General features: G+C 50.9%; 23 protein-coding genes and 1 pseudogene. 10 read left to right on the top strand and 14 right to left on the bottom strand.

Features of this window, described 5'->3' with window-relative positions; genetic code table 11:
* Positions 1 to 159: 159 nt before the first annotated feature.
* The 4 genes from AC6I8R_RS23250 (at position 160) to sfnG (ending at position 4,667) form a co-directional block, all read left to right on the top strand.
* Entirely contained in the window at positions 160 to 1,083 is a 924-nt protein-coding gene (locus AC6I8R_RS23250; protein WP_497833027.1) for a substrate-binding domain-containing protein, read from the top strand.
* A gap of 55 nt (positions 1,084 to 1,138) precedes the next feature.
* Entirely contained in the window at positions 1,139 to 2,317 is a 1,179-nt protein-coding gene (locus AC6I8R_RS23245) for a Gfo/Idh/MocA family protein (RefSeq protein WP_415173348.1), read from the top strand.
* A 9-nt stretch (positions 2,318 to 2,326) separates the two neighbouring features.
* Positions 2,327 to 3,268, top strand: a complete 942-nt coding sequence (locus AC6I8R_RS23240) for a sugar phosphate isomerase/epimerase family protein (RefSeq protein ID WP_415173349.1) — start codon at positions 2,327 to 2,329, stop codon at positions 3,266 to 3,268.
* Between the two features lie 298 nt (positions 3,269 to 3,566).
* A complete protein-coding gene (sfnG, locus tag AC6I8R_RS23235) occupies positions 3,567 to 4,667 on the top strand; it encodes a dimethylsulfone monooxygenase SfnG (protein WP_208726124.1) in 1,101 nt (366 codons plus the stop codon).
* On the opposite strand, the gene AC6I8R_RS23230 is transcribed toward sfnG, so the two are convergent.
* From AC6I8R_RS23230 to AC6I8R_RS23215, 4 genes are all read right to left on the bottom strand, one after another.
* On the bottom strand, positions 4,668 to 5,858 hold the full coding sequence (locus AC6I8R_RS23230; RefSeq protein WP_415173351.1) for a CynX/NimT family MFS transporter: 1,191 nt from the start codon (positions 5,856 to 5,858) through the stop codon (positions 4,668 to 4,670).
* A 222-nt stretch (positions 5,859 to 6,080) separates the two neighbouring features.
* Positions 6,081 to 6,269: a YjfB family protein gene (locus AC6I8R_RS23225; protein ID WP_208726128.1), complete on the bottom strand. Its 189-nt coding sequence runs from the start codon at positions 6,267 to 6,269 to the stop codon at positions 6,081 to 6,083.
* Positions 6,270 to 6,353: 84 nt separating this feature from the next.
* A complete protein-coding gene (locus AC6I8R_RS23220) occupies positions 6,354 to 8,924 on the bottom strand; it encodes a bifunctional diguanylate cyclase/phosphodiesterase (RefSeq protein ID WP_497833026.1) in 2,571 nt (856 codons plus the stop codon).
* A 208-nt stretch (positions 8,925 to 9,132) separates the two neighbouring features.
* Entirely contained in the window at positions 9,133 to 9,303 is a 171-nt protein-coding gene (locus AC6I8R_RS23215) for a hypothetical protein (RefSeq protein ID WP_497833025.1), read from the bottom strand.
* Between the two features lie 218 nt (positions 9,304 to 9,521).
* Here AC6I8R_RS23215 and AC6I8R_RS23210 point away from each other — a divergent pair, with 218 nt between their 5' ends.
* Positions 9,522 to 10,004 carry a cold-shock protein gene (locus tag AC6I8R_RS23210; protein WP_415174797.1) on the top strand — a complete coding sequence of 161 codons (483 nt, stop codon included), beginning with the start codon at positions 9,522 to 9,524 and terminating at the stop codon, positions 10,002 to 10,004.
* A 27-nt stretch (positions 10,005 to 10,031) separates the two neighbouring features.
* Here AC6I8R_RS23210 and AC6I8R_RS23205 read toward each other — a convergent pair whose 3' ends face one another.
* From AC6I8R_RS23205 to blc, 3 genes are all read right to left on the bottom strand, one after another.
* Positions 10,032 to 10,562, bottom strand: a complete 531-nt coding sequence (locus tag AC6I8R_RS23205; RefSeq protein WP_497833024.1) for a rhodanese family protein — start codon at positions 10,560 to 10,562, stop codon at positions 10,032 to 10,034.
* Position 10,563: 1 nt separating this feature from the next.
* Positions 10,564 to 10,869 (bottom strand): ArsR/SmtB family transcription factor, encoded by a 306-nt coding sequence (locus tag AC6I8R_RS23200; RefSeq protein ID WP_208726135.1) that lies wholly within the window; start codon positions 10,867 to 10,869, stop codon positions 10,564 to 10,566.
* An 85-nt stretch (positions 10,870 to 10,954) separates the two neighbouring features.
* Positions 10,955 to 11,494 (bottom strand): outer membrane lipoprotein Blc, encoded by a 540-nt coding sequence (blc, locus tag AC6I8R_RS23195; protein ID WP_208726136.1) that lies wholly within the window; start codon positions 11,492 to 11,494, stop codon positions 10,955 to 10,957.
* 55 nt (positions 11,495 to 11,549) lie between these two features.
* Here blc and AC6I8R_RS23190 point away from each other — a divergent pair.
* Positions 11,550 to 12,053: pseudogene (locus AC6I8R_RS23190) on the top strand (LysE family translocator).
* Positions 12,054 to 12,080: 27 nt separating this feature from the next.
* Here the strand turns inward: AC6I8R_RS23190 and AC6I8R_RS23185 are convergent.
* The 4 genes from AC6I8R_RS23185 to AC6I8R_RS23170 form a co-directional block, all read right to left on the bottom strand.
* On the bottom strand, positions 12,081 to 12,284 hold the full coding sequence (locus AC6I8R_RS23185) for an EexN family lipoprotein (RefSeq protein WP_497833023.1): 204 nt from the start codon (positions 12,282 to 12,284) through the stop codon (positions 12,081 to 12,083).
* A 320-nt stretch (positions 12,285 to 12,604) separates the two neighbouring features.
* Positions 12,605 to 13,810, bottom strand: a complete 1,206-nt coding sequence (locus AC6I8R_RS23180) for an MFS transporter (protein ID WP_497833022.1) — start codon at positions 13,808 to 13,810, stop codon at positions 12,605 to 12,607.
* A gap of 114 nt (positions 13,811 to 13,924) precedes the next feature.
* Positions 13,925 to 15,007 carry a 1-aminocyclopropane-1-carboxylate deaminase/D-cysteine desulfhydrase gene (locus tag AC6I8R_RS23175; protein WP_415174802.1) on the bottom strand — a complete coding sequence of 361 codons (1,083 nt, stop codon included), beginning with the start codon at positions 15,005 to 15,007 and terminating at the stop codon, positions 13,925 to 13,927.
* A gap of 14 nt (positions 15,008 to 15,021) precedes the next feature.
* Positions 15,022 to 16,371 (bottom strand): cation:dicarboxylate symporter family transporter, encoded by a 1,350-nt coding sequence (locus tag AC6I8R_RS23170; RefSeq protein WP_497833021.1) that lies wholly within the window; start codon positions 16,369 to 16,371, stop codon positions 15,022 to 15,024.
* 390 nt (positions 16,372 to 16,761) lie between these two features.
* On the opposite strand from AC6I8R_RS23170, the gene AC6I8R_RS23165 reads away from it, so the two are divergent.
* Positions 16,762 to 17,649, top strand: a complete 888-nt coding sequence (locus AC6I8R_RS23165; protein WP_497833020.1) for a LysR family transcriptional regulator — start codon at positions 16,762 to 16,764, stop codon at positions 17,647 to 17,649.
* A 275-nt stretch (positions 17,650 to 17,924) separates the two neighbouring features.
* Here the strand turns inward: AC6I8R_RS23165 and AC6I8R_RS23160 are convergent, their stop codons facing one another.
* Genes AC6I8R_RS23160 through AC6I8R_RS23150 form a run of 3 tightly spaced genes read right to left on the bottom strand, consistent with a single transcriptional unit; the run spans position 17,925 to position 20,192 of the window.
* Positions 17,925 to 18,152: a non-oxidative hydroxyarylic acid decarboxylases subunit D gene (locus AC6I8R_RS23160; RefSeq protein ID WP_415175620.1), complete on the bottom strand. Its 228-nt coding sequence runs from the start codon at positions 18,150 to 18,152 to the stop codon at positions 17,925 to 17,927.
* A gap of 10 nt (positions 18,153 to 18,162) precedes the next feature.
* A complete protein-coding gene (locus tag AC6I8R_RS23155) occupies positions 18,163 to 19,590 on the bottom strand; it encodes a non-oxidative hydroxyarylic acid decarboxylases subunit C (protein ID WP_497833019.1) in 1,428 nt (475 codons plus the stop codon).
* A gap of 2 nt (positions 19,591 to 19,592) precedes the next feature.
* The gene (locus tag AC6I8R_RS23150; RefSeq protein WP_208726146.1) at positions 19,593 to 20,192 is read right to left on the bottom strand and encodes a non-oxidative hydroxyarylic acid decarboxylases subunit B; all 600 of its coding nucleotides are present in this window, start codon (positions 20,190 to 20,192) and stop codon (positions 19,593 to 19,595) included.
* A gap of 206 nt (positions 20,193 to 20,398) precedes the next feature.
* Here AC6I8R_RS23150 and AC6I8R_RS23145 point away from each other — a divergent pair, with 206 nt between their 5' ends.
* From AC6I8R_RS23145 to AC6I8R_RS23135, 3 genes are read left to right on the top strand one after another with little or no spacing between them, the layout of a single operon-like run.
* A complete protein-coding gene (locus tag AC6I8R_RS23145; RefSeq protein ID WP_415175618.1) occupies positions 20,399 to 20,827 on the top strand; it encodes a MarR family winged helix-turn-helix transcriptional regulator in 429 nt (142 codons plus the stop codon).
* A 30-nt stretch (positions 20,828 to 20,857) separates the two neighbouring features.
* Entirely contained in the window at positions 20,858 to 21,076 is a 219-nt protein-coding gene (locus AC6I8R_RS23140) for an alpha/beta fold hydrolase (RefSeq protein ID WP_415175630.1), read from the top strand.
* Between the two features lie 12 nt (positions 21,077 to 21,088).
* Positions 21,089 to 21,565, top strand: a complete 477-nt coding sequence (locus tag AC6I8R_RS23135; protein WP_415175617.1) for a sterol desaturase family protein — start codon at positions 21,089 to 21,091, stop codon at positions 21,563 to 21,565.
* Positions 21,566 to 21,572 lie beyond the last annotated feature (7 nt).

Here is a 21,572-nt window from a genome sequence, read left to right as displayed (position 1 = left end):
AAAATGGCTGCATCGCTGACATTTTCGTCAGTAACTCGCCCGAAGATTTGACTGATCGTCTCTTTTTTTTACTTATATTGCACCCGGGTGCAAAAGTAAAAATCAGTAGTGTCTCTCTTCCGGTCGGATCATCACAACATGACCCTACAGGAAACGACCATGAAGACTTTGAAAACCCTGGTGCTGGTATTGAGTGTGCTGTCCATTGGCACTGCGCAGGCAAAAACCTGGCAAGTGGGCGTTGCGCTCGCCAATTTCGATCTCAATTTTGTTTCGATACTGCGTACGCAGATGGTGCATGAGCTGGATGCTTCCGGCATGAAAGGCCAGTTTTCTGATGCCAAAGGGGATGTGGCGCTCCAGGTGCAGCAGGTAGACGATTTTATCAACCAGGGCGTTGACGCAATAATCCTTAATCCGGTCGATACCCAGGGAGTACGCCCGATGATGGAGGCGGCCAAACGCGCCAATATTCCGCTGATCTTTGTCAATCGCAAACCCGAGGTAAAACTGGACGGGCAGATGGCGTATGTCGGATCCGACTCCGCGTTGAGTGGCAAAATGGAGATGGAAGCGCTGGCGAAGCGTATGAATTACAAAGGCAATGTCGCCATCATTATGGGGGCGCTGTCAAATGAAGAGGCGCGCGAACGCACCCGGGCAACGGAAGAAGTGATTGCCGCACATAAAGAGATGAAGGTGGTGGAGAAACAGACTGCCAAATGGCAGCGCAATGAGGCGGTAGATGTGGTTTCCAGTTGGTTGTTGAACGGCACGCCGATTGACGCCATCGCCGCCAACAATGATGAAATGGCGATTGGTGCCATCATGGCGCTGAAGCAGGCGAAGAAAAGCAATGTGCTGGTGGCGGGGATTGATGGCACACCCGACGGACTGCAATTTATCAAAAACGGCGACATGGCGGTAACCATCTTCCAGGATGCAAAAGGGCAGGCGACCGGGGCGGTGCAGGTCACGAAAGCGATGCTGGATAAGCAGAAAACCGCCGCCTATAACTGGATCCCTTACGCTACGGTGACGCAGGCGAATTATCAGCAGTTTGAACAGAAAAACCAGAAATAAACCCTTGTCTCTGACCTCATTTGCACCCGGGTGCAAAAATAATTAAGGAGTGACTATGCTCAATGGTGAAAAGAAAATCCCCCGCCCGTTACGCTGGGCAATGATCGGTGGCGGTCGTTTAAGTCAGGTTGGCTATAAACATCGCTCCGGCGCACTGCGCGATAACACCGCGTATCAACTGGTCGCCAGTGCCTTTGATATCGATGCCGAACGGGGGCGCGATTTCGGCGTCAATCTCGGGCTGGCAGCCGAACGTTGTTACGACAATTATCAGCAACTGCTGGCAGAAGAGGCGAAACGGGAGGATGGGGTGGAGGTGGTCACCATCGCCACGCCGAATGGCACCCATTATGAGATTACCAAAGCGGCACTGAATGCCGGTATTCATGTGATCTGTGAAAAACCGCTGTTTTTTACCACCGCCGAAGCACAGGAAATTAAAGCGTTGGCAGAGGCCAAAGGGCTGATCGTTGGTGTCACCTATGGCTTCTCCGGGCATCCGCTGTTGATGCAGATGCGTGCGATGATCGCCAAAGGCGAGATCGGCGAGGTACGCATGGTTGAGCTGCAATATACCCACGGCTTTAGTGCAAACGACAGTGCCGACAAGTTTAACGATGCGCAGAAGTGGCGCGTTGATCCCAAAATTGCCGGTCCCTCTTTCGTGCTGGGGGATATCTCCACCCATACCTTCTACATCTCACAACTGGTGCTGCCGCATTTGCAGATCACATCGTTGTTATGCGACCGCCAGAGTTTTATCCCGTCGCGCGCGCCGCTGGAAGATAACGCGATGGTGTTGATGCATTACGACAACGGCGCCGTTGGACGCATGTGGGCTTCCTCAATCAACGCCGGTTCTATGGACAGTCAGAGTATCCGGGTGATCGGCTCGCGCGCCAGTCTGGAATGGAGCGATTACAACCCCGGCGAGTTGAAATATGAAGTGCAGGGGCAACCTAATCAGGTGATGCATCACGGTATGCCGTATCTCGATGACAGCGCGCTGGCTGAGGAGCGTCTCGGGGCGTTGCATACCGAAGGGCTGGCAGAGTCCTGGGCCAATATCTACCTCAAATTTGCCATTGCCATCAGCGCTGCGCAGCGTGGCGATCAGCAGACGCTGGCGAACCTGATCTATCCCGACATTAACGCCGGGCTGGAAGGGGTGCGCTGGATTGAAAACTGCGTGCGCTCGGCGGATAACGGCGCGAGCTGGGTTAATTACCAATAAGGAAACGTCATGAGACTCTCATTTTGTACTGACAGCCTCGGGCATCTGCCATTTGAAGCGATGCTGGATAAATTACTCGAACTTGGCGTTTGTGGTGTGGAGATGACCACCGGTGGCTGGTCATCCGCCCCGCATCTGCGTACCGAGGAGTTGCTCGCCAGCGCCAGCCAGCGTCAGCAACTGTTGCGGGCGCTGGAGAGTCGCGGTATGTCGATCGCCGCGCTGAATGTCTCCGGCAATCCGCTCGACGTGGGCGAACTGGGCCAGCGCCATAAACGTGATACCGAACAGGCCCTGGCCCTGGCCGGTGAGCTGGGGGTGAAGAAAATTGTGATGATGAGTGGACTGCCGCCTGCCAGCCCGCATGACACCATCCCCAACTGGATTACTTATACCGTCAGTTGGCCGCCCACACTGAAGAATTGTCTCGATTATCAGTGGAACGAAGTGGCCATTCCTTACTGGCTGGGATTGGTGGAACGTGCCAGAAACCACGGCGTGGAACGTTTCGCGCTGGAGAATTTCAGTTCGATGCTGGTGTGGAACCCGGAAACGCTGTTCCGTCTGCGTGATGCGGTGGGGCCAATGGTGGGGCTGAATCTCGATCCGAGCCATCTGCTATGGATGGGGGGGGACCCGATTGCCGCGGCGCGGGCGCTGGGCCCGGCGATCCACCATGTGCACGGGAAAGATGTCCGGCTGGAGCGCGGGTTGGTGAATATCAACGGCTTGCTGGAAACCAAACCGGTGGAGGATGTCGCTAACCGTGCCTGGAACTATGTCGCGGTGGGCTGCGGCCAGGATCTGCAATGGTGGAAGGAATTCTTCTCAGTGGTGCGCATGATGGGATACAACGACTGGGTTTCGCTGGAGATGGAGGATCTCACCATGTCGGTTGAGGCGGGGGTGACATCCTCGATTGCCGCGCTTCAGCAAACGATCAGCCAGTAAGTCACCTATTCCGTAGCGGCGCGATTTATCGCGCGGGTTTTGATTTTCGCGCCAAAAACATTGCGCGATAAATCGCGACGCTACGGAAGGGTTGTTATTGCAACAGACACACGACAGTGTCTGTTGCAAATGCCACTGCATCACTCGCCTGAAATTGTGATGAAACCCAATAAATCAATGTCTTATTCGTACCTCAAAACTGGCATAGCCACTGCATAGCGATATATATCCAAAAGATTTAAGTGGTAATAAATCTTTTGATTTTCGATATAAGCCACCCATCGCATGAGGATTCGCTATGTCTGTACCACAACCTGCCAGTAAACCCCTGCAATTTGCCTATTGGGTGCCAAATGTCTCTGGTGGCCTGGTGATCAGCCAGATTGAACAACGCACGCGCTGGGACGCGGATTACAACCGTCAGCTGGCGAAAATCGCGGAAAATGCCGGTTTTGATTATGCGCTGACGCAAATCCGCTTTACCGCCGGATACGGCGCAGAAAATCAGCACGAATCGGTGACGTTTTCCCAGGACCTGCTCAGCCACACATCACGGTTAAAGGTCATCGCCGCGTTACTGCCTGGGCCGTGGAATCCGGTGCTGGCTGCCAAACAAATCGCCACTATCAGCCATCTTTACGGGCCGCGTATTGCGGTGAATATTGTGAGCGGTTGGTTCCGTGGCGAATTTAAAGCCATTGGTGAACCCTGGCTCGACCACGAAGAACGTTACCTGCGTTCGGAAGAGTTTATTCGCTGCCTGCGTGGTATTTGGGGAGAGGAAAGCTTCACCTTTGCCGGGGATTTCTATCGTTTCCGTGACTACGCGCTGAAACCGAAACCGCTGTCACCACAGCCGGAAATTTTCCAGGGTGGCAGTTCGCGTGCCGCGCGTGATATGGCGGCGCGGGTGTCCGACTGGTATTTCACCAACGGTAATACGCCGGAAGGGGTGCGCCAGCAAGTGGAAGATATCCAGGCGAAGGCGCGCGCCAGTCAGCACAGGGTAAAAATCGGCCTGAATGGTTTTGTCATCGCCAGAGAAACCGAACAGGAAGCGCAGGCGGTGTTGCAGGAAATCATCGCCAAAGCCAACCCGGATGCAGTGAAAGGCTTCCAGCATGAAGTGAAAAATGCAGGCAGCGCTTCGCCGGAAGGGGAAGGGAACTGGGCGAAATCCTCGTTTGAGGATTTGGTGCAGTACAACGACGGGTTTAAAACCAACCTGATTGGCACGCCGCAGCAGATTGCGGAACGCATTATCGCGCTCAAGCGTGCTGGGGTGGATTTGCTGCTGCTGGCGTTCCTGCATTTCCATGAAGAGGTGGCATTCTTTGGCCGCGAGATTATCCCGCGGGTACGCGAGCTGGAACGTCAGGAAGCGGCAGCGCTGGTGTGATCAAATATGACGGTCGCGGCCTGCCAGGGTCGCCACCACCATTTGTAGGGCAGAGATCACCAGCAGCAATGCCAGCGGTAGCATCCAGTTGCCGCTGGCATCATGCAGCATCCCGAAACACAGTGGTCCCAGTGCGGCGACGCCATAGCCGACACACTGCGCCATCCCCGAGAGCTTTGAAGCCTGACGATGATCCTGAGTGCGTAAATTAAACAGCGCCAGACAAGTCACCATCGATGCTCCGGCTCCCAACCCCGCCAACAGCAACCATATCAAGGCCCTTGTGGGGGCCAGCAGCAATCCCGTCACGCCAGTAAAAATTGCCAGCGATGCCAAAAAACCGATGGCGCGTTGATCGCGTAATCGTTTCAGCGCGTTCATGCAGACCAGGTTGGCGACAATCGCCACAATTTGATAGACGAACAGCAACCAGCCCGCCGCCAGTTGGCTGATCCCCTCATCCTGAGCAAAGGGGGTAAACCAACCAATCAGGGTATAAAACACCAACGACTGGCAGGCCATAAATAAAGATACCTGCCAGCCAATGGCTGAACGCCACGGCGAACGTTGCAACGGCTGCGAGACGGCTGGCTGCGCATGTCCGGCGGCGTGTTTGAGTTGCGGCAACCAGGCCAGCAACGCAACCACGCCGGGCACCAGCCAGATACCTAACGACAGAGGCCAGCCCGCGTCAGTGAGCTGCGCCAGTGGCACCGCCACGCCGGATGCGATGCTGGCGGTGATCGCCATAGTGGTGGCATACAACCCGATGTAACGCGCGGTATGCGCAGTGAAATCGCGCTTAATCAGTGGTGGCAATAAGACGTTAGCGGCGGCGATACCGGCGCTAAGCAGCAATGTCCCCGCCCATAACGCATTTTCGCTGCCGGTGATGCGCAGCAACGAGCCGAGGGTGATAAGCAGCAATGCGCTCCACAGGCTGCGTTCAAGTCCGAAGCGGTTGCCCAGCCAGGCGGCAGGTGGCGCAAGAGTGGCGAACATCAGCAGCGGTAAGAAATTCAGCACGCCAGCCGCGCTGGCACTCAACCCGAACGTCTGGCGAATGTTTTCCAGCACCGGACCGGTGGCGGTGATCGGTGTGCGCAAATTGGCCGCGGTCAACAGCAGCAAAAACAGGAAAAAGCCGGAACGACGCAGGACAGGATTTAAGCTAACAATGGTATGGGTCATCTTTTCGCACCATAGAAAAAAAGCAGAGTAATCCTGCACATGGTGCGTTGGTTAACGTTAACGCTTACGCAGCGACAGAGTGGCGCTGGGAGTCGGTCATACTAGCGGGGGATGATCGCGATGTAAAGTCGAGCTGTAACGGCGCGATTTATCGCGCGCCTTTGGCCTTAATGCCACGGGCAAAAGACGCGCGATAAATCGCGCCGCTACTCAAATTGAAACTCAGGCTGTGGTATTAATATTGCGCCCAATAGCCGGATTAGCAGGCAACTGCGGGATTGAGGCGAGGATACTGCTGGCCGCAGACTCCTGGTTATCCAGTGCCTTTTTCAATACCAGGGTATTCACCTGACTTTTCAGATCCAGGTTATCAAGGCCGGAAGCCAGTGAGGTCACTTGCGATACATCCATTTTGCTCTCCTGTTTAGCACAAACAAAAAGGGAACCTATTAAAGCTTCTCGGGTTATCGGCAACGCTGAAGAAGACTTTAGGGCTTATGCAAGAACATGTTCCTGATAGGTTTCAGTTAATTGTGTAATCTGGATTGGCTGCCCGATCAGATAGCCTTGTAAAGCATCACAATTGAATTTCTGCAATTGCTCTTTTTGTTGTAATGTCTCGACACCTTCGGCGGTGATCACCAGAGAATAGGCTTTGCCCAGACTTATCAGATTTTCGACGATTTTCAAGGCATTATCAGATTCATGCATTGCAAGAATAAATGATTTATCCAGCTTCAGACCATTAAATGGAAAGTTGCTCAGATAGCCAAACGACGCATACCCGGTGCCAAAATCATCGACATGGAAATTAATGCCAAGTTTATGTAATTCACGCATCGTTTTTAGGGCATCGTCTGGGTTTTTAACTAAGGCATTCTCAGTAATTTCAATCTCAAGGCGATGGCTTTCAAAACCCGTTTTCTCAAGGATCCTCGTTATCCGCTCAGTTAACCCACGGTCGCTAAACTCCAGGGCGCTGATGTTGACCGACACTTTCATTTGGTCAAAGCACGATTGCATATCAAAACAGGCGCGTTCTATCACCCAGTCAGTAATCTCTTTAATCAGCCCGGTCTCTTCCGCTAATGAGATAAACTGATCAGGCATGACTAACCCACGAACCGGATGGTTCCACCGTACCAGCGCTTCCACAGCGGTAACTTTTGCCAATTTCATATTGAGGCGTGGTTGATAAACAACGGCTAATTGTCCCGAGCGGATAGCTTCTCTTAGCTCGCTTTCCATTTCCCGACGTTGAACAATCTTATCGGTTAACTCCGTATGATAAAATTCATATTTATTACCACCGTTATTTTTTGCTTTATAAAGGGCAAAGTCTGAATATCTCAATATATCCGTAATATTGTCAGCATCTTTGGGGGTGGTAGCGATGCCCATGCTGACCCCAATAGAAATTTCAGTGCCATTGATGTGAAAGGGAGTGTTTATTTTCTCGATGATTTTATCACACAGGTTACTTATTTCTTCCGTGCCCATTGCGGGAACGATAATGACAAACTCATCACCGCCAAGACGAGCGGTAAAACCAACATCATCAACACAGTCGCGAAAACGCAAAGAAACCTCATGCAGAACCGCATCACCCATAGCATGACCATAAATATCATTTACCGGTTTAAATTTATCTAAATCAACCATAATCACAGCCAGGGGGTTGTCGCAGGTATGGTGAATTTCCAATTCGCCGGTTAGAAATTGCTTCATTTGTGTACGATTAGGTAAGCCTGTCAGGTCATCATGTAAGGCGAGGTATTTTGCTTTTTCTTCTGCTTCAACTTCGAGCGTGACGTCTGTCACGGTACCACGGAAACCTTGCCTGCCATTTGCCAGTTCAACCCGGCGGATGGTGAGATCGCAGTAGCGGATGTATTGTTGGGCTGAGAGATAGCGGCAACGTGACAGGTGAGTGTATTCACCGGGTTTGAGCTTGTCCTCAAGTGAGTTAAGCAGTGTATTCCCATTAAAAAGAAAATCTTGCAGGGTACGGTGAATCCATATATCGCTGCTGTAGCCCGTGATGGCAGAAAACCTTGATGATATCCAGTTGAATGCCAGATTGTTGTCAGCTTCCCAAATCCAGTCGGTACTTGTCTCAGCAACATCGCGAAAACGTTTTTCACTGGCCAATAAGGCAAGCTGGCTTTGCTGCAACATAAAGATGTTTTCATCCGAACTTTGGACTATTTTAATAATATGTTTCAATTGCATTATCGCCGCGAATAACATTCCCAAATAAATTACTACGGTTATTGGTAATAGTAATACGATGAGCTGTTTTCCTGGGTTCTCACTCTGCCATGTAAGAATGCCGCGTGCACCGAATTCAGACAGCGGAATCATATTGTTAGCACCATCATACGGAGTTTCTGACTCCTCATAATGAAGGTTATTGATTGTATAGTCAGCACCGAGTTTAATTAACTTCGCATCAGTCATATTAACGACGAATAGCAAAATAGAGTGCTGTTCTGAAACATTTTTGATTGTATTATCGCTACCTGGCGTGATCCATGCAGCGCTAACCAAAACCGGTTTCCCCTTGACCATCATGAATTGCGTTGAGGCCGATCCGTTGCTTTTTCTCAGTTGATGGAGAATGGCAGGCGTTGGATCGGTCTCCATCCATTGTTGGATGGAATCTGTACTTAATTTCCCATTTATTATGCTGTAAACTGTTTTTCCTGCTGGGTTAATCACAAATATCCCATTATAACCAAAATCCTTATATAAGGATGCGCCGAGGTTTTGTTGTTCCCATGCCCAGTTAAGGTTAACCTTCTCATGGAGGTTTTTATAAGATCCGCCCCAAACCGCATTGTCAGTCAAATGAGAACTGATGTCGTCTTGCTGATTCTGGATAAGTTTCCTTATCAGAACGCTATCCTCCGTATCTGAGATGGAATTTAAATCACTGGCGATAAAAAATATCATTCCCAACGTTATTATGAATCCAAAAAACATTAGGAGGATCATGATTATTAATGGTTGCCTGATTAATTTCCGGCTGCTTGCAGATGAAAAGTTCGTGAAGGATTTCAGCATATCGACAACCTTTGTAAGCTTCAGGATTTGAGTAAGGTTGGGATAATAGTCTAATGTTAAAATATATCTTATTGTTTGATAAGAACATTCCCACCTTTGATATCTCGTTATCGGTTTTTCCCCTGAGAACTTTAAGGTTATTGATTGGTGTTGCGTCATTAGTCACAATTTGGCGGGTTTATTATCAGGCTAAATATTTCATCCCTATCTATAACGCATTATCTTTTTTTGCAGCATAATTTATGTATTCCAGAATAAGGTGGAAGTTCCGAACTGAATCGCCGGGCAGCAGAAAATCGGTGCTGGCTAAGGGGGGCATGGTCAATAAATTGATCTGTGGCACGGCATTTTGGATGTTTGTCATGTCGACGGTGGTCATGATTTTCCTGGGCGTTAATGGCCTGTGGCCGTTGCAGGGCAAAGAAGTTTGCGTGTCATTGGGCTTTTTGTGTGCACCGGCATGCAAAAGTTACAAAAATCACTGCGTCAGCACCATGATAAAAAGCCTGCGTAGCTGCAAAGACGTAGTGTACATCGGCATTGTGTTTTACACTGCGCGCTGCAAAACTGAGTAGATAAACGATTAAATAGGCGGTAATGGCGATGAACGGTACGATCACAACCTGGTTTCAGGATAAAGGTTTTGGATTTATCAAAGATGAAAACGGTGATAACCGTTATTTTCATGTCATTAAGGTCGCCAACCCTGAACTGATTAAGAAAGATGCCGCGGTCACTTTCGAACCCACGACCAACAATAAGGGACTGTCAGCGTATGCGGTGAAAGTTGCACCTGAAAGTAAATACATCTTTATCGCCGGGGAGCGCATCAAGCTGACCTCGATTAAGTCTTACCTTGTTTACAGCGAAGAAGTGCCGGTCGAAACTCGCATCGATAAAGACAATGCGGTGCTGTCTGTCGGGGTACTGATGAGTAGCATCAGGCCCAAATCAGCCGCTCAACCAGGTGCCATGCGCTCACTGAAGAAACTGGCGATCACCACTTTCCAGGGCACGACGTTAATTTTCTCGGAAGAGGAGATCGACATAGACAGCACGGTGAAGTTGCTGAAGGTCTGATCCTGACTACCGGGCTGGATGACGAGATTAGCTTTGCTGTTTGTTCCAGGGCATGACTGCCAGCAACTTTGCCATCCCGCACCAGCCCGTCACCCCGGCAAACAGCAAGCCAGCCCCGACAAAACCAGGGATGATATAAAATTCCGGTGCCAGCGCCGCTCCGGCGAGCGTGCCTCCGAGCGCCAGTAACCCGGCTGATATTTGCACCTGCCGCATCAACGGTAGCGGCTGACGACGGTCAGTTATCACCGGATAACCGGCTGATTTCCAGGCGTTCAAGCCGCCCTGCATAATCAGAACCTTTGCCGGATGCACCGCTGCGATCAATTGTGCCTGGTATTGTTCGGTTCGCATGCCACTCTGACAATGAAAAATAACCGTATCAATCTGGCTCAACTCCTCCTTACTTAAACAACCAGGCGTGATGTCTTCTACTGGCAGAGAACGGGCACCGGATATATGTTCCCGACGCCATTCGTCTTGCCCTCTGATATCAATCAGCATGGCATGATCAGAAAGTGCATTTATCTCAGCGGGTGTCGCAAAAGTAGCAGGCATATTATTCTCCGGGACAGTAAATATTTTTAAGCGTTTGCACCACGGCGAATATCGCTTCGTTCTTAATGTGGTAGCGAATAAATCTGGCCTCGCGTATCCCTTCAATCAATCCTTCCGATTTCATTCTCGCCAGATGCTGAGAGGTTGCGGAGGCGCTCAAACCGCTGATCCTCGTCAGCTCTCCGGCTTCGGTCCCGGGTTTATCAATCAATACACATAAGATCATTAAGCGCTGGGTATGGCTCAATGTCTTAAGCAGAGCAGCAGCTTTATCTGCCTGTGTCTGTAGAAGGTTCAGCTCGGTCATAGCGCAACAATTTAGCGTTTTCTAAATTTAGATAATGCTAAAATGTTGCGACGGTTGTCAAGAGGACGTATTGAAGAAGAGGAGGTCAGGGGGTGACGCCGCGATCGCTTTCCCATCTGAGTTGATCCACGCGGAAACCGAGTTTACGCGCGGTGTTAACGTAATCCTGCTTGATGGCTTGCGGGATGTCAGGCGTGCGGGACAGGATCCACAGATAACCTCGGTCAGGACCGCTGACCAGCGCGTACTGATAATTTTCATCCAGTTTGATGACGTTATAGCCGCCATAGAAAGGGCCGAAAAACGAAACCTTAAGCGCCGCAGTGGTTGGGGCCCCGGTAAAGTACGCTTTGCCCTCACTTTCGCGCCATTTTTGTTGCTGCGGATCGTAGCCCCGGTTGAGAACGCGAATTCCGCCATCGCTACGTTTACTGTAGGTCGCCGTGACGTGATCCAGCCCTCGTTCGAAGCGATTTTCCAGACGGGCAACTTCGTACCATTTGCCAAGATAGCGATTGGCATCGAAGCCAGTGATCGGCTCGACACCTTTTGGTGGGGTTGGGGATTGGCAGGCAACCAGACTCAATGCAATGGCAACACCTGCCACAACAGGCCATAACTTCATGAAAACTCCTTTCAGCAGCACAGTTGGGGTTACAGTGTAGTGCAAAGCGCCTGGCGTGAATCGGCAGGGAGTGAAGTCATTGGGTATTTGCCTCGTCTGGGGAATAGCTGTTGCATTAGGACTGGGTGCCGTTATTGCAGCATCAAAGATAGCATTCGATATCATTCGGTTTTGCGGTGCAGCGTATCTTTGCTGGCTGGGTATTAAACTTATCCTTAGTCCACGTCGAGCTTTGACATCAACAGACATGTAAAGCGAACATCAGAACAGCTGGTTCTGGAAAGGCTTTCTTAGCAATCTTCTGAACCCAAAGGTTGGAATCTTTTATGTCTCATTTCTTCCCCAGTTTATCCCTGCGGGGGGAAATTTTATGGAATGGACCTTAACTCTGGTCACCATACATATCGCGGTTACAGCGCTATGGTTCAGTGTTCTGATCTTCCTTATGGCTCCGCTTTCTAATGTTTTACGGAACCCCACTGTCATCGGTGTCATGGACAGGGTCACGGGGTTAGTTTTCATAGGCTTTGCTGCGAAGCTTTTGTTGAGTAAACAATAGTAACAACGAACACAGCTGAGGAGCGTATCAGCTTTGTACTTTAGTAGCGGAAACACCAGCGGACATGCACTCGTAATCCTGCTTGCGCCTTTCGTCAGACATTTTTGCACAGCGGTGCCTTGTTTCATCACGAACATCGGGATGATTGTCATACCAGGTAACGTTGCGCTGATCACATCCCGTAAGCAAACATAAAATTAAGGCAATCAGGGTCAATCTGTAATTTTTCATAATCTCATTTAAGCCAATGTGTAATTATTTTACGGGGGTGTGTTTGAAAACATGAGTGATAAATGGAAGCGTAATCCCCGCCACGTATCTCTACTGTATCTTCAATAATAGTACCTGCTTTTTAAGGTATGCCTGATTGTAAAACCTTATGTAGTAGGCGAAGAGGATGGTTAAATTTTCCGTTAATCGTTAAATCTACCGATTGTGACTTTGAGTTAACAAAATAAACTGACTGAATCTCGATAGAGAAAGTATGTTTCAGTAAAAAAGACCCCTGCTGAAGGGGCCCCCGCCTCCTGAAAGTTTTCAGATTACTATTTTCATACGACTCTTGGTCTCGTATGAACAGCACACGCCAGAAGGGCAAGAATGGCTGCAAAAACGCTGACGGCATCCCACTTTCCATACTGCCATGCCAGACTTGAACCGGCAGAACCTAAAGCACCTCCGATAAACATTCCGCCCATCAGCAGGGCGTTCAGTCTACTCCGCACTTCAGATCTCAGCGCCTGAATGACATGCTGGTTAGATACCTGGGCACTCTGAGCCCCAAAATCCAGAAGGATTACGCCGACTATCATTCCTGCCATAGCAGACCAGATCCCCATGATGAACCATGAAGCAATTATTATGATCGTGGCCATTCCTATCACAAAATGTGGACCTTTTTTATCGGCGATCCTGCCCGCTATCGGTGCAAACACAACGCCGGCGGCACCGACTATTCCAAACAGGCCAGCAACTTCAGCACTGAGTTGATAGTCAGAATCCAGATGATAGGCAAGGGTAGTCCAAAGGGCGCTGAATGAACCAAACACGCAGGCCTGAATACAGGTGGCTCGTCTTAATAAAGGCTCTTCACGCCAAATCACTGCGAGTGATTTCAGAAGCGCTCCGTAGCTTGCATTGGTCTTGGGCGGGCAACCCGGAAGTGTTGAGGCAAGTAAGACGCCCATCAGACCCGCCAAAGCAAGGCCAAGCCAGAACATGGCACGCCAGCCGTAGTGTTCCCCGACATAACCTGACAGTACGCGGCTCAGCAGAATGCCACAAAGCAAGCCACTCATGACGACACCAATCGTTGACCCTCTGCGGGCAGGGGAAGCCAGTTCTGCTGCAAATGGCAGGATTTGCTGAGCAACACTTGCGGTTATGCCCACGCAGGCGGAAACCATTAGCAGGGTCCAGGCACTCTGAGCTGTGGCCATGCCGGCGAGAGAGAGGCCCAATGCAATGGTCTGGATCAGAATCAAGCGGCGGCGGTCGATTCTGTCACCGAGAGGAACGAGCATCAGCAGCCCCAGTGCGTATCCAAGCTGCGTAGCTGTCGCAACCAGGCTAGTCAGCGAACCCTGCCCCGGGAAAGATTGTTCAATGATCCCGAGAATAGGCTGGTTATAATAAATATTCGCAACGGACATTCCGCAGGCGAGAGCCATAATGAGGGTCATGCCCGGGCTGATATGCTTTTGTTCATCCGCAGCTTCCGTCATGGCTGAAAGTGGGCGGCTGTCTGTTTCGTTCATCCATTAATACCTTTTAGTCGCGCACACAGGCGCACCGGAATTTATCCGGGTTTGTTATGTTCTGAAAAATGAATGCCAGTAGGGCATAGCCCAACCAGCAGCTGTGATGAGGCGTCAGAGTGGAGTGGTAAAGCCGGTTACGCCATTGACCTCAAAAAGATTGGCCGTGTCGCCTGTATGAAGGAAGACAACGTTACTGCCTGCCTCAATCTGGCCGGAACGAAGATGGTCCAGCATGCCCGCAAACCCCTTACCCGAATATACCGGCCCCAGGAAAACGCCTTCGTTACTGGCAAGCTCTTTGATTGCAGCCAGGCTCTCACTGGTGGGAACCGCATAATTTTCACCAATGAAACCTCTGTCAACGTTGATTTCGCTGAGAATCTCCTCACGCGCAGGCACCTTTTGCCCCAGACCTGCGATTATGGCTTCAACGCGTTCTGCAATGATGTTTTCGTTGATCCAATATTCAGGACTGTAGTTCGAAATAGAAATTGACCTGAATTTTATAGGGCTTCCGGTCAGCAGTTTTGCCGCCAGCATTCCTGGGAGCGCGGTGCCTGTGCCGGTGGTGTGGTATATGTAATCCACGGAGACGCCTGCTGACTCAGACTGCTCAACAATCTCTTTAAACGTCAACATGTGGCCGACAAACCCACTGGGTAAGGCTCCGCCGGTTGGAACAATCATGACGTTGCATCCTTCAGACTCAAGCTCTTCTTTGCGTGCGAGCATGGCATTAAGAACCCGCTGCTTATCCTCTGGCGTGTTGATATAGGCACTGCCCGGTGCCTTCAGGTAATGCGTTTCGACATCCATCAACCTGTCGAGTAAGAGGTTCCCGCGATACTCTTCAAGCACCCCGTGTCGTGGCTCATCGCGCGTGAGAAACAGAATGGGTGTAATTCCCACCTTACGGCATGCCATAGCGAACTGCATGCCCGAGTTCGTCAGGAAGGCACCCTGCGTGATGATGGTGTCGATCCCCTTTTCAAGGGCATCACCGATGACAAACTCAGCCACACGAACTTTGCTTCCACTGAGCGAAGCAGGACCGGCCATATCCTCGCGTTTCATAAAGAGGTTAACGCCATACTGTCGGGAAAGGTTTTCCAGCTTATGGAAGGGGGTCGGGTAGAACCCGATACGGGCCCGCGGGTATACAGACAGCGCGAGTTCGATTTGATCTAACTTCATATTGGCCTCGGATCTTAGATTTTACTGATTTTGGTAGAAGACAATTTACTCAGGTAGGCTGTTTCCATTTCCCTGTCATGCTCTCCTTCCCATTTAGCGATTATTAAGGGGGCAAGCGCGTTTCCGACAACGTTCAATGCTGTCCTGCCCATATCCATGACTCGATCGATGCCGGCAATGAGCGCCAGTCCCTCAATTGGCAGTCCAGCGCTCGTTAAAGTCGCCAGAAGAATGACGAACATAAACCCGGGTACACCCGCCGCACCTTTACTGGTTACTACCATCGTCAGGACGAGGATGATCTGTTGTTCAAGGCCAAGGTGGATGCCATACAGCTGAGCGACAAAAAGCGTGCCTATACCAAGGTAGATTGATGCCCCGTCCAGATTAAAAACATAACCAGTCGGAACCACAAAGGTGGCGATGCCCCGGGGCGTGCCCAGCTTTTCGACTTTTTCCATAATCTGTGGAAGCACGGTGGCCGAGCTGCAGGTGGTGAAGGCAATCAGCAGTTCTGTCTTAATAACTTTCAGCAGGTTGAAAATATTGATGCCGAATATTTTTGCTGTGGTTCCCAGTACCACGATCGTAAAGAAAATAATCGCTAAATACGTAACGCCAACCAGCTTCAGCAAAGGAACCAGAGAGTTAAATCCAAAGTTTGCTACGGTGACGGCTATCAGAGCAGCAACACCCACAGGAGCGTAGTGCATCACCATTGCCGTCACCTTGAACATGGCATCAGAAATCCCCTTCAGGGTGCCCAGAACCGGTGTTCTCAGCTCGACCGGCGTTTTCTGCAGTCCGATGCCAAACAGTACGGCGAAGAAGATAACCGGCAGCAATTGTGCATTTACCATTGATGAAACGATATTGTCCGGGACCAGGCCCAGCAGGGTGTGCATAAAGCTGTGGCCTCCACCGCTGGCATCCGCGATATGGTTCACCCTGGACATGTCAGCAGCACCAAGTTTACTGATGTCCGTACCGGCACCGGGGGTTAGCAGGTTGCCAAACAGTAATCCTATGATAATGGCCAGCGTTGTTATGACTTCAAAGTAGATGATGGTTTTGATACCGATCCTTCCAAACGATTTACCATCGCCAACGCCCGCTATGCCCACGACCATACTGGTAAACACGATAGGTATAACGACCATCTTTATCATCCTGATAAAAAGATCGCCGGCAGGTTGCAGATAATCTCTTATTACTGCGTCGCGAAATTCCGGGTGCGTATTTAGAATCAGACCGATAGCTACGCCAGTAATCAGGCCGATGCCAATCTGCCAAGCGAGACCTATTTGCAGCCGTTTTGATTTTTTTGGTATAGAAGAGGAGTCTTTATCAATGTAATTGCTCATAGGAATACGGTTCTCTAGTGAAGGTTACATATTAAAATGTCGTATTCAGCCTCAGCGGAAAGTTTGTTGGAGCGTATTCAGTAATCGAGAGTGCCTGTTTTAGAGATGAATATTGACAACAACTGATACTCAGTTGTCTAAGACCGAGCCCTAGGAAAACAGGTGCTGAGATTTTCTTTCATTCACCTTCGGCTCTCAGCATGGCTACCGCACAAAAGTTACCGCCATAACTTCCGTAAAAATTGCTGAACTTCCCTGCTCAAAATCCTTTTTGCAGGTGCATCCCTGCCGATTTGAGGGTTTAGCTTAAGTTAAGGTTGTGTTGCCATCTACTGCTTGATGCGTCTATGGGTGGTGCATAAAATGCAACACAAAACGGGGGGATTAATCATGAAACACATACAAATACTTAAAACAATTAAAGTTATTTCTGAGGTCGGCTCAATCCGGAAGGCTGCTGAGCAGCTGAATATCACGCCTTCAGCTCTGACCAGAAAGGTTCTGGATTTCGAAGATGAGATCGGTATCGCGATTTTTGAAAGGATATCCCAGGGAGTTCGGCTGAACCCCGCTGGCGAGCTGTTGCTACGACACATCAATTTTCAGCTGGCTGATTATGATCTTTTCCGCTCGCAGATAGCCGATCTGTCAAACCTGAAGCGGGGGCATATCAATCTTGTCTGCAGCCAGGCATTTGCGGGTAATTTTGTTCCCGAACAGGTAGCAGCGTTTCGGAAAAAATACCCCGATGTCACCGTCAATGTTCTTGTGCGAGACCATATTCATGGCATTGCGTCACTGATTGATTACGAAGCCGACCTTGCTCTGCTGCTCAACCCGCCGCCATCACCTGAGATCCAAGAGCTTCTGACATCACACCAGCACCTTTGTGCGGTAATGAGTTCATCACATCCACTTGCTGGTCGGGACAGTCCTTTACGCCTGAGGGAATGCTGTGATTATTTGTTTGCATTACCCCTCAATTTTCTGGCGATCCGTTCAAACCTGAATGAAGCGCTGGCGGCGCAGGGGCTCACGCCCAGGACAGGTGTGGAATCCAGTTCCCTTGAGTTTCTTTTCAGCTATATCCTTAAGGAATCAGCGTTAACCTTTCAGATTGCTGCAGGGGTACCGCAAACAGAACCGACGCTCAAAGTAAAAAAACTTGCTGAGAGAGAGACGAGTCCGCTCAGGATTATGCTAGGTCAGCTACGCAACAGAACACTATCCCTGCCTGCAATTAAACTGGCCGAACAAATGGAAAGCGCTCTTGTTTGAGCGCCGCAGAGAAGCAAATGATTCAGAGGAGGCTTGCCTGCTAGACATTTGACCTGCTTCCCGTAATCCACTCAAAATGTTATTAGCAACTTCCGCTTTTGGCACACAGCAGACGTTCAGATGAAACTTTTTCTCCTTCGAGTGTACGATCAGATTTAGTTGTGGATGCTCAAGTAAATTGCCAACCGTCACCAGGTAAATTGCAAATAGCCAGCCAAGTCAGAGGCAATTCCGCCGTCAAGATACGGCGAGTCGTCACCCGCCGTTTACTGCGTTTATTTTGCCAACAACGGCGGAATACTCGGCACTTCCGGCGCATTATCGATATCGCTTTGCGTCATCCGAAATGCCTCCGGGTAATGCTCGCGTTGCGTGCGGCGGGCCGGTTCAGTATCACGCCAGGTGTAGAGGCAGTGCTGGCACTGGAATACCGTCCAGACCCCTTTCACCGGTGAGGTCGCCATGATTTCAATATGTTCTTCGGCACAACGTGGACAGATCATCTTTATCTCCTTATTTACGGTTGGCCAGTAAGGCGGTCAGTTTCTCTACCCATGCACCGGTTTCTGGCAAATCTTTTACCGGCTGGCTGTAGTGACCACGAGTATCCGGGGCGACCGGGGTGGTGGCATCAATAATCAGTTTGTCGGTGATCCCCGCCGGGCTGGAGCCGGGGTCCAGTTCCAGTACTGACATGTTGGGGAGTTGCACCAGGTCACCGGCTGGGTTCACTTTTGATGACAGCGCCCACATCACCTGCGGCAGGTTGAAGGGATCGACGTCTTCATCGACCATAATCACCATTTTTACGTAGCCGAGGCCGTGTGGCGTGGTCATTGCGCGCAACCCGACCGCACGGGCAAAACCGCCGTAACGTTTTTTCGTTGAGATAATGGCGAGCAGGCCGTGGGTATACATGGCATTGACCGCCTGCACTTCCGGGAAATCGGCTTTCAGCTGTTGGTAAAGTGGTACGCAGGTGGCAGGCCCCATCAGATAATCGATTTCGGTCCACGGCATGCCGAGATACAGCGATTCGAAAATCGGTTTTGTACGGTATGAAACCTTGTCGATACGGACCACCGTCATATTACGACCGCCGGAGTAGTGGCCGGTAAATTCGCCAAACGGGCCTTCGATTTCGCGTTTGCGCCCTTCAATCACCCCCTCGAGGATCACTTCAGAACCCCAGGGTACGTCGAAGCCGGTTAGCGGGGCGGTGGCGATAGGATAGGGGCTTTCTCGTAGTGCGCCCGCCATCTCGTATTCAGATTGGTCGTAGCGCAGCGGCGTGGCACCCATCAACGTGATGATGGGATCGTTTCCGAGGGTAATCGCGATCGGCAAATCCTCACCGCGCTCCTCGGCTTTATGCAGATGCAGCGCAATGTCATGCATCGGCACCGGTTGCAAACCCAGTTTGCGTTTGCCTTTGACCTCCATACGGTAAATGCCGACGTTCTGTTTACCAAAATGGTCAGGATCGAGCGGGTCGCGTGACACGACGCAGGCTTTATCAAGATAGAATCCGCCATCGCCGTCGTTCAGGCGAAACAGGGGCAAAATGTCGAACAGGTTAATCGCGTCGCCATCCACGGTGTTTTCTGACCAGGGGGCATTTTCCCGACGTTCAGGAGCAACCGGGAAGTTATCCCAGCGTCGAATAAATTCATCAATTTGCTGTTTCACCGGCGTATTTGCCGGAAGTCCGAGGGAAATGGCGTGGTTTTGCCATGAACCGATGGTATTCATCACCACATGTGCGTGGTTAAAACCCTTAATTTTAGTGAAGGAGATGGCGGGGGCACCTTCGCCGATACGCCCGGTAGCGTTGGCAGCGGCGGCGATATCCGGTTCTGCCTGGACTTCTTCATCGATATTGAGTAGCTGACCCTGTTCATCCAGGGCATGTAGAAAACTACGCAGGTCATCAAAGGCCATTCTTAACTCTCCTTTTGCAGAACATGTTGTGAAGTTGCTTCGCTTAAGCCTTGCCAGCGCCGGGCTTTGGGTGAAGCGATGCCGAATTGATCAAGCACGCGAGCTACGATGTGGTTGGTGACGTCATCTATAGTGGCGGGATGGTTGTACCAGGCGGGCATGGGCGGCACCATCGCCACGCCCATGCGGGACAGGGCCAGCATATTTTCGAGGTGGAGGGTACTGAGTGGGGTTTCGCGTGGCACCAACACCAGTTTGCGTCCTTCTTTCAGCACCACGTCAGCCGCACGTCCGACTAAACCTTCGGCGTAACCCGCGCGGATACCGGCCAGGGTTTTCATGCTGCACGGGATAATGATCATCCCATCGGTGTGAAAAGAGCCGGAGGAGATGGACGCAGCCTGATCCGCTGGGTTGTGTACCACATCGGCCATAGCAGCGACTTCGCGCGCGCTGTAACGCGTCTCCAGTTCAATGGTGGTTTTGGCCCATTTGCTCATTACCAGATGGGTTTCCACCTCTTTGATGGTTTGTAACGTCTGGAGCAGCGCCACGCCTAAAGGTGCACCGGTGGCACCGGTCATTCCGATTATCAGTTTCATCTCGACCCTCAAACATATTGTTCGTATACGAACGTTAAAATTAAAATAACGCCACGTTCAAGGATGCGCAAGGGGTGAGCACGAAAAAAGTTCGTGTACGAATTTTATGATTGCAACGATTGATGCAGAGGTTGTTGGCGCGAATTGTTGTTGCTGCATTACAATCAAACGCTTAGCGATCTTCTTCTTAACGTCAGGCGAACCTCATGCAAAAAGAGTTGGGCAATGTCTTCTTTCACCTGATGCGCGAGCTGCTTCAGGACCATACTGCGCTATGGCAGAAATCGTTGCCGGAACTCACCAAACAGCAATACGCGGTGTTGTGTGCGGTCGAAGCGGAACCGGGGATTGAGCAGCTCGACCTTACCGAAGCGGCCTTAAGCACCAAGGCGACGCTGGCGGAGTTGCTGGTGCGTATGGAGAAAAAAAACCTGATTGAACGACAGCAGGGCACCACTGACAGGCGTCGGCGGTTTATTTTTCTCACCACTGAAGGCAAACGTGTGTTGCAGGAAGCGCGTCCCATCGCCGAGCAGGTTGATACCTTTTTCCTTTCACGCCTTGGGGAGCAGCAGCAAAATGAGGTGGTTGTCCTGTTGAAATCCATGCTGGCGAAGGGGGAAAGTGGGCGATGAAATTACCTGTGGTGCTGATCCCCCGGACTTATCCGCGATCATATTACGCAGCACCCGATTCCTTGTCCGGTTGCTATTATTGCTGCTCAACAGGATCAATTACGTTCTTATCAGGAAGCGCTGGAACTCGCGCAACTGACCGGCAGCGGTGTCGAGTTGATTGAGGAGAGCGGACATATGATCCCATTGGAAAAACCGCAACAACTCGCTGCGCGGGTTGCGGCCTGGCTGAGAAAGGTTGACCTGTAAAAAGGAGGAACCATGATGTGGTTAGTCAATACCCTGATCCTGCTTTTCTCCGTGGTGCTGATGGAAGTCGTCGCAGCCCTGGCGCATAAATACATCATGCATGGCTGGGGATGGGGTTGGCATCTGTCGCATCATGAACCCCACGATGGCGGTTTCGAACTCAATGATCTCTACGCGGTGATTTTTGCGCTGATGGCGGTGGTGATGATTTACCTCGGCGTCAATGGGCTGTGGCCGTTGCAATGGGTCGGTGCGGGCGTGAGCCTGTATGGCGTGCTGTATTTTATGGTGCATGATGGCCTGGTGCATCAACGCTGGCCGTTTAAATACATTCCACGTCGTGGTTATCTGAAACGTTTGTATATGGCGCATCGCATGCATCATGCGGTGCGCGGCAAGGAAGGTTGTGTGTCGTTTGGTTTTCTGTATGCGCCACCGTTGCCGAAGTTGCAGCAGGCGCTGCGCCAGCGACAAAAACCGCCGCGATAAATCGCGT

The organism is Pantoea sp. X-Soil-OKNW-713 (assembly GCF_059730685.1).
The sequence above is the reverse complement of the archived record's forward strand: the minus strand, read 5'-3'. Positions and strand labels throughout refer to the sequence as shown.

What these genes read in the sequence shown, in the direction of transcription:
- AC6I8R_RS23215 (WP_497833025.1), bottom strand. Translation starts at nt 9,303, where the DNA reads ATGACCACCGTCGACATGACAAACATCCAAAATGCCGTGCCACAGATC.
- AC6I8R_RS23185 (WP_497833023.1), bottom strand. Translation starts at nt 12,284, where the DNA reads ATGAAAAATTACAGATTGACCCTGATTGCCTTAATTTTATGTTTGCTT.
- AC6I8R_RS23145 (WP_415175618.1), top strand. Translation starts at nt 20,399, where the DNA reads ATGCAAAAAGAGTTGGGCAATGTCTTCTTTCACCTGATGCGCGAGCTG.
- AC6I8R_RS23250 (WP_497833027.1), top strand. Translation starts at nt 160, where the DNA reads ATGAAGACTTTGAAAACCCTGGTGCTGGTATTGAGTGTGCTGTCCATT.
- AC6I8R_RS23175 (WP_415174802.1), bottom strand. Translation starts at nt 15,007, where the DNA reads ATGAAGTTAGATCAAATCGAACTCGCGCTGTCTGTATACCCGCGGGCC.
- AC6I8R_RS23230 (WP_415173351.1), bottom strand. Translation starts at nt 5,858, where the DNA reads ATGACCCATACCATTGTTAGCTTAAATCCTGTCCTGCGTCGTTCCGGC.
- AC6I8R_RS23200 (WP_208726135.1), bottom strand. Translation starts at nt 10,869, where the DNA reads ATGACCGAGCTGAACCTTCTACAGACACAGGCAGATAAAGCTGCTGCT.
- AC6I8R_RS23165 (WP_497833020.1), top strand. Translation starts at nt 16,762, where the DNA reads ATGAAACACATACAAATACTTAAAACAATTAAAGTTATTTCTGAGGTC.
- AC6I8R_RS23210 (WP_415174797.1), top strand. Translation starts at nt 9,522, where the DNA reads ATGGCGATGAACGGTACGATCACAACCTGGTTTCAGGATAAAGGTTTT.
- AC6I8R_RS23225 (WP_208726128.1), bottom strand. Translation starts at nt 6,269, where the DNA reads ATGGATGTATCGCAAGTGACCTCACTGGCTTCCGGCCTTGATAACCTG.
- AC6I8R_RS23245 (WP_415173348.1), top strand. Translation starts at nt 1,139, where the DNA reads ATGCTCAATGGTGAAAAGAAAATCCCCCGCCCGTTACGCTGGGCAATG.
- AC6I8R_RS23170 (WP_497833021.1), bottom strand. Translation starts at nt 16,371, where the DNA reads ATGAGCAATTACATTGATAAAGACTCCTCTTCTATACCAAAAAAATCA.
- AC6I8R_RS23220 (WP_497833026.1), bottom strand. Translation starts at nt 8,924, where the DNA reads ATGCTGAAATCCTTCACGAACTTTTCATCTGCAAGCAGCCGGAAATTA.
- AC6I8R_RS23240 (WP_415173349.1), top strand. Translation starts at nt 2,327, where the DNA reads ATGAGACTCTCATTTTGTACTGACAGCCTCGGGCATCTGCCATTTGAA.
- AC6I8R_RS23180 (WP_497833022.1), bottom strand. Translation starts at nt 13,810, where the DNA reads ATGAACGAAACAGACAGCCGCCCACTTTCAGCCATGACGGAAGCTGCG.
- AC6I8R_RS23160 (WP_415175620.1), bottom strand. Translation starts at nt 18,152, where the DNA reads ATGATCTGTCCACGTTGTGCCGAAGAACATATTGAAATCATGGCGACC.
- AC6I8R_RS23135 (WP_415175617.1), top strand. Translation starts at nt 21,089, where the DNA reads ATGATGTGGTTAGTCAATACCCTGATCCTGCTTTTCTCCGTGGTGCTG.
- AC6I8R_RS23150 (WP_208726146.1), bottom strand. Translation starts at nt 20,192, where the DNA reads ATGAAACTGATAATCGGAATGACCGGTGCCACCGGTGCACCTTTAGGC.
- blc (WP_208726136.1), bottom strand. Translation starts at nt 11,494, where the DNA reads ATGAAGTTATGGCCTGTTGTGGCAGGTGTTGCCATTGCATTGAGTCTG.
- AC6I8R_RS23205 (WP_497833024.1), bottom strand. Translation starts at nt 10,562, where the DNA reads ATGCCTGCTACTTTTGCGACACCCGCTGAGATAAATGCACTTTCTGAT.
- AC6I8R_RS23155 (WP_497833019.1), bottom strand. Translation starts at nt 19,590, where the DNA reads ATGGCCTTTGATGACCTGCGTAGTTTTCTACATGCCCTGGATGAACAG.
- sfnG (WP_208726124.1), top strand. Translation starts at nt 3,567, where the DNA reads ATGTCTGTACCACAACCTGCCAGTAAACCCCTGCAATTTGCCTATTGG.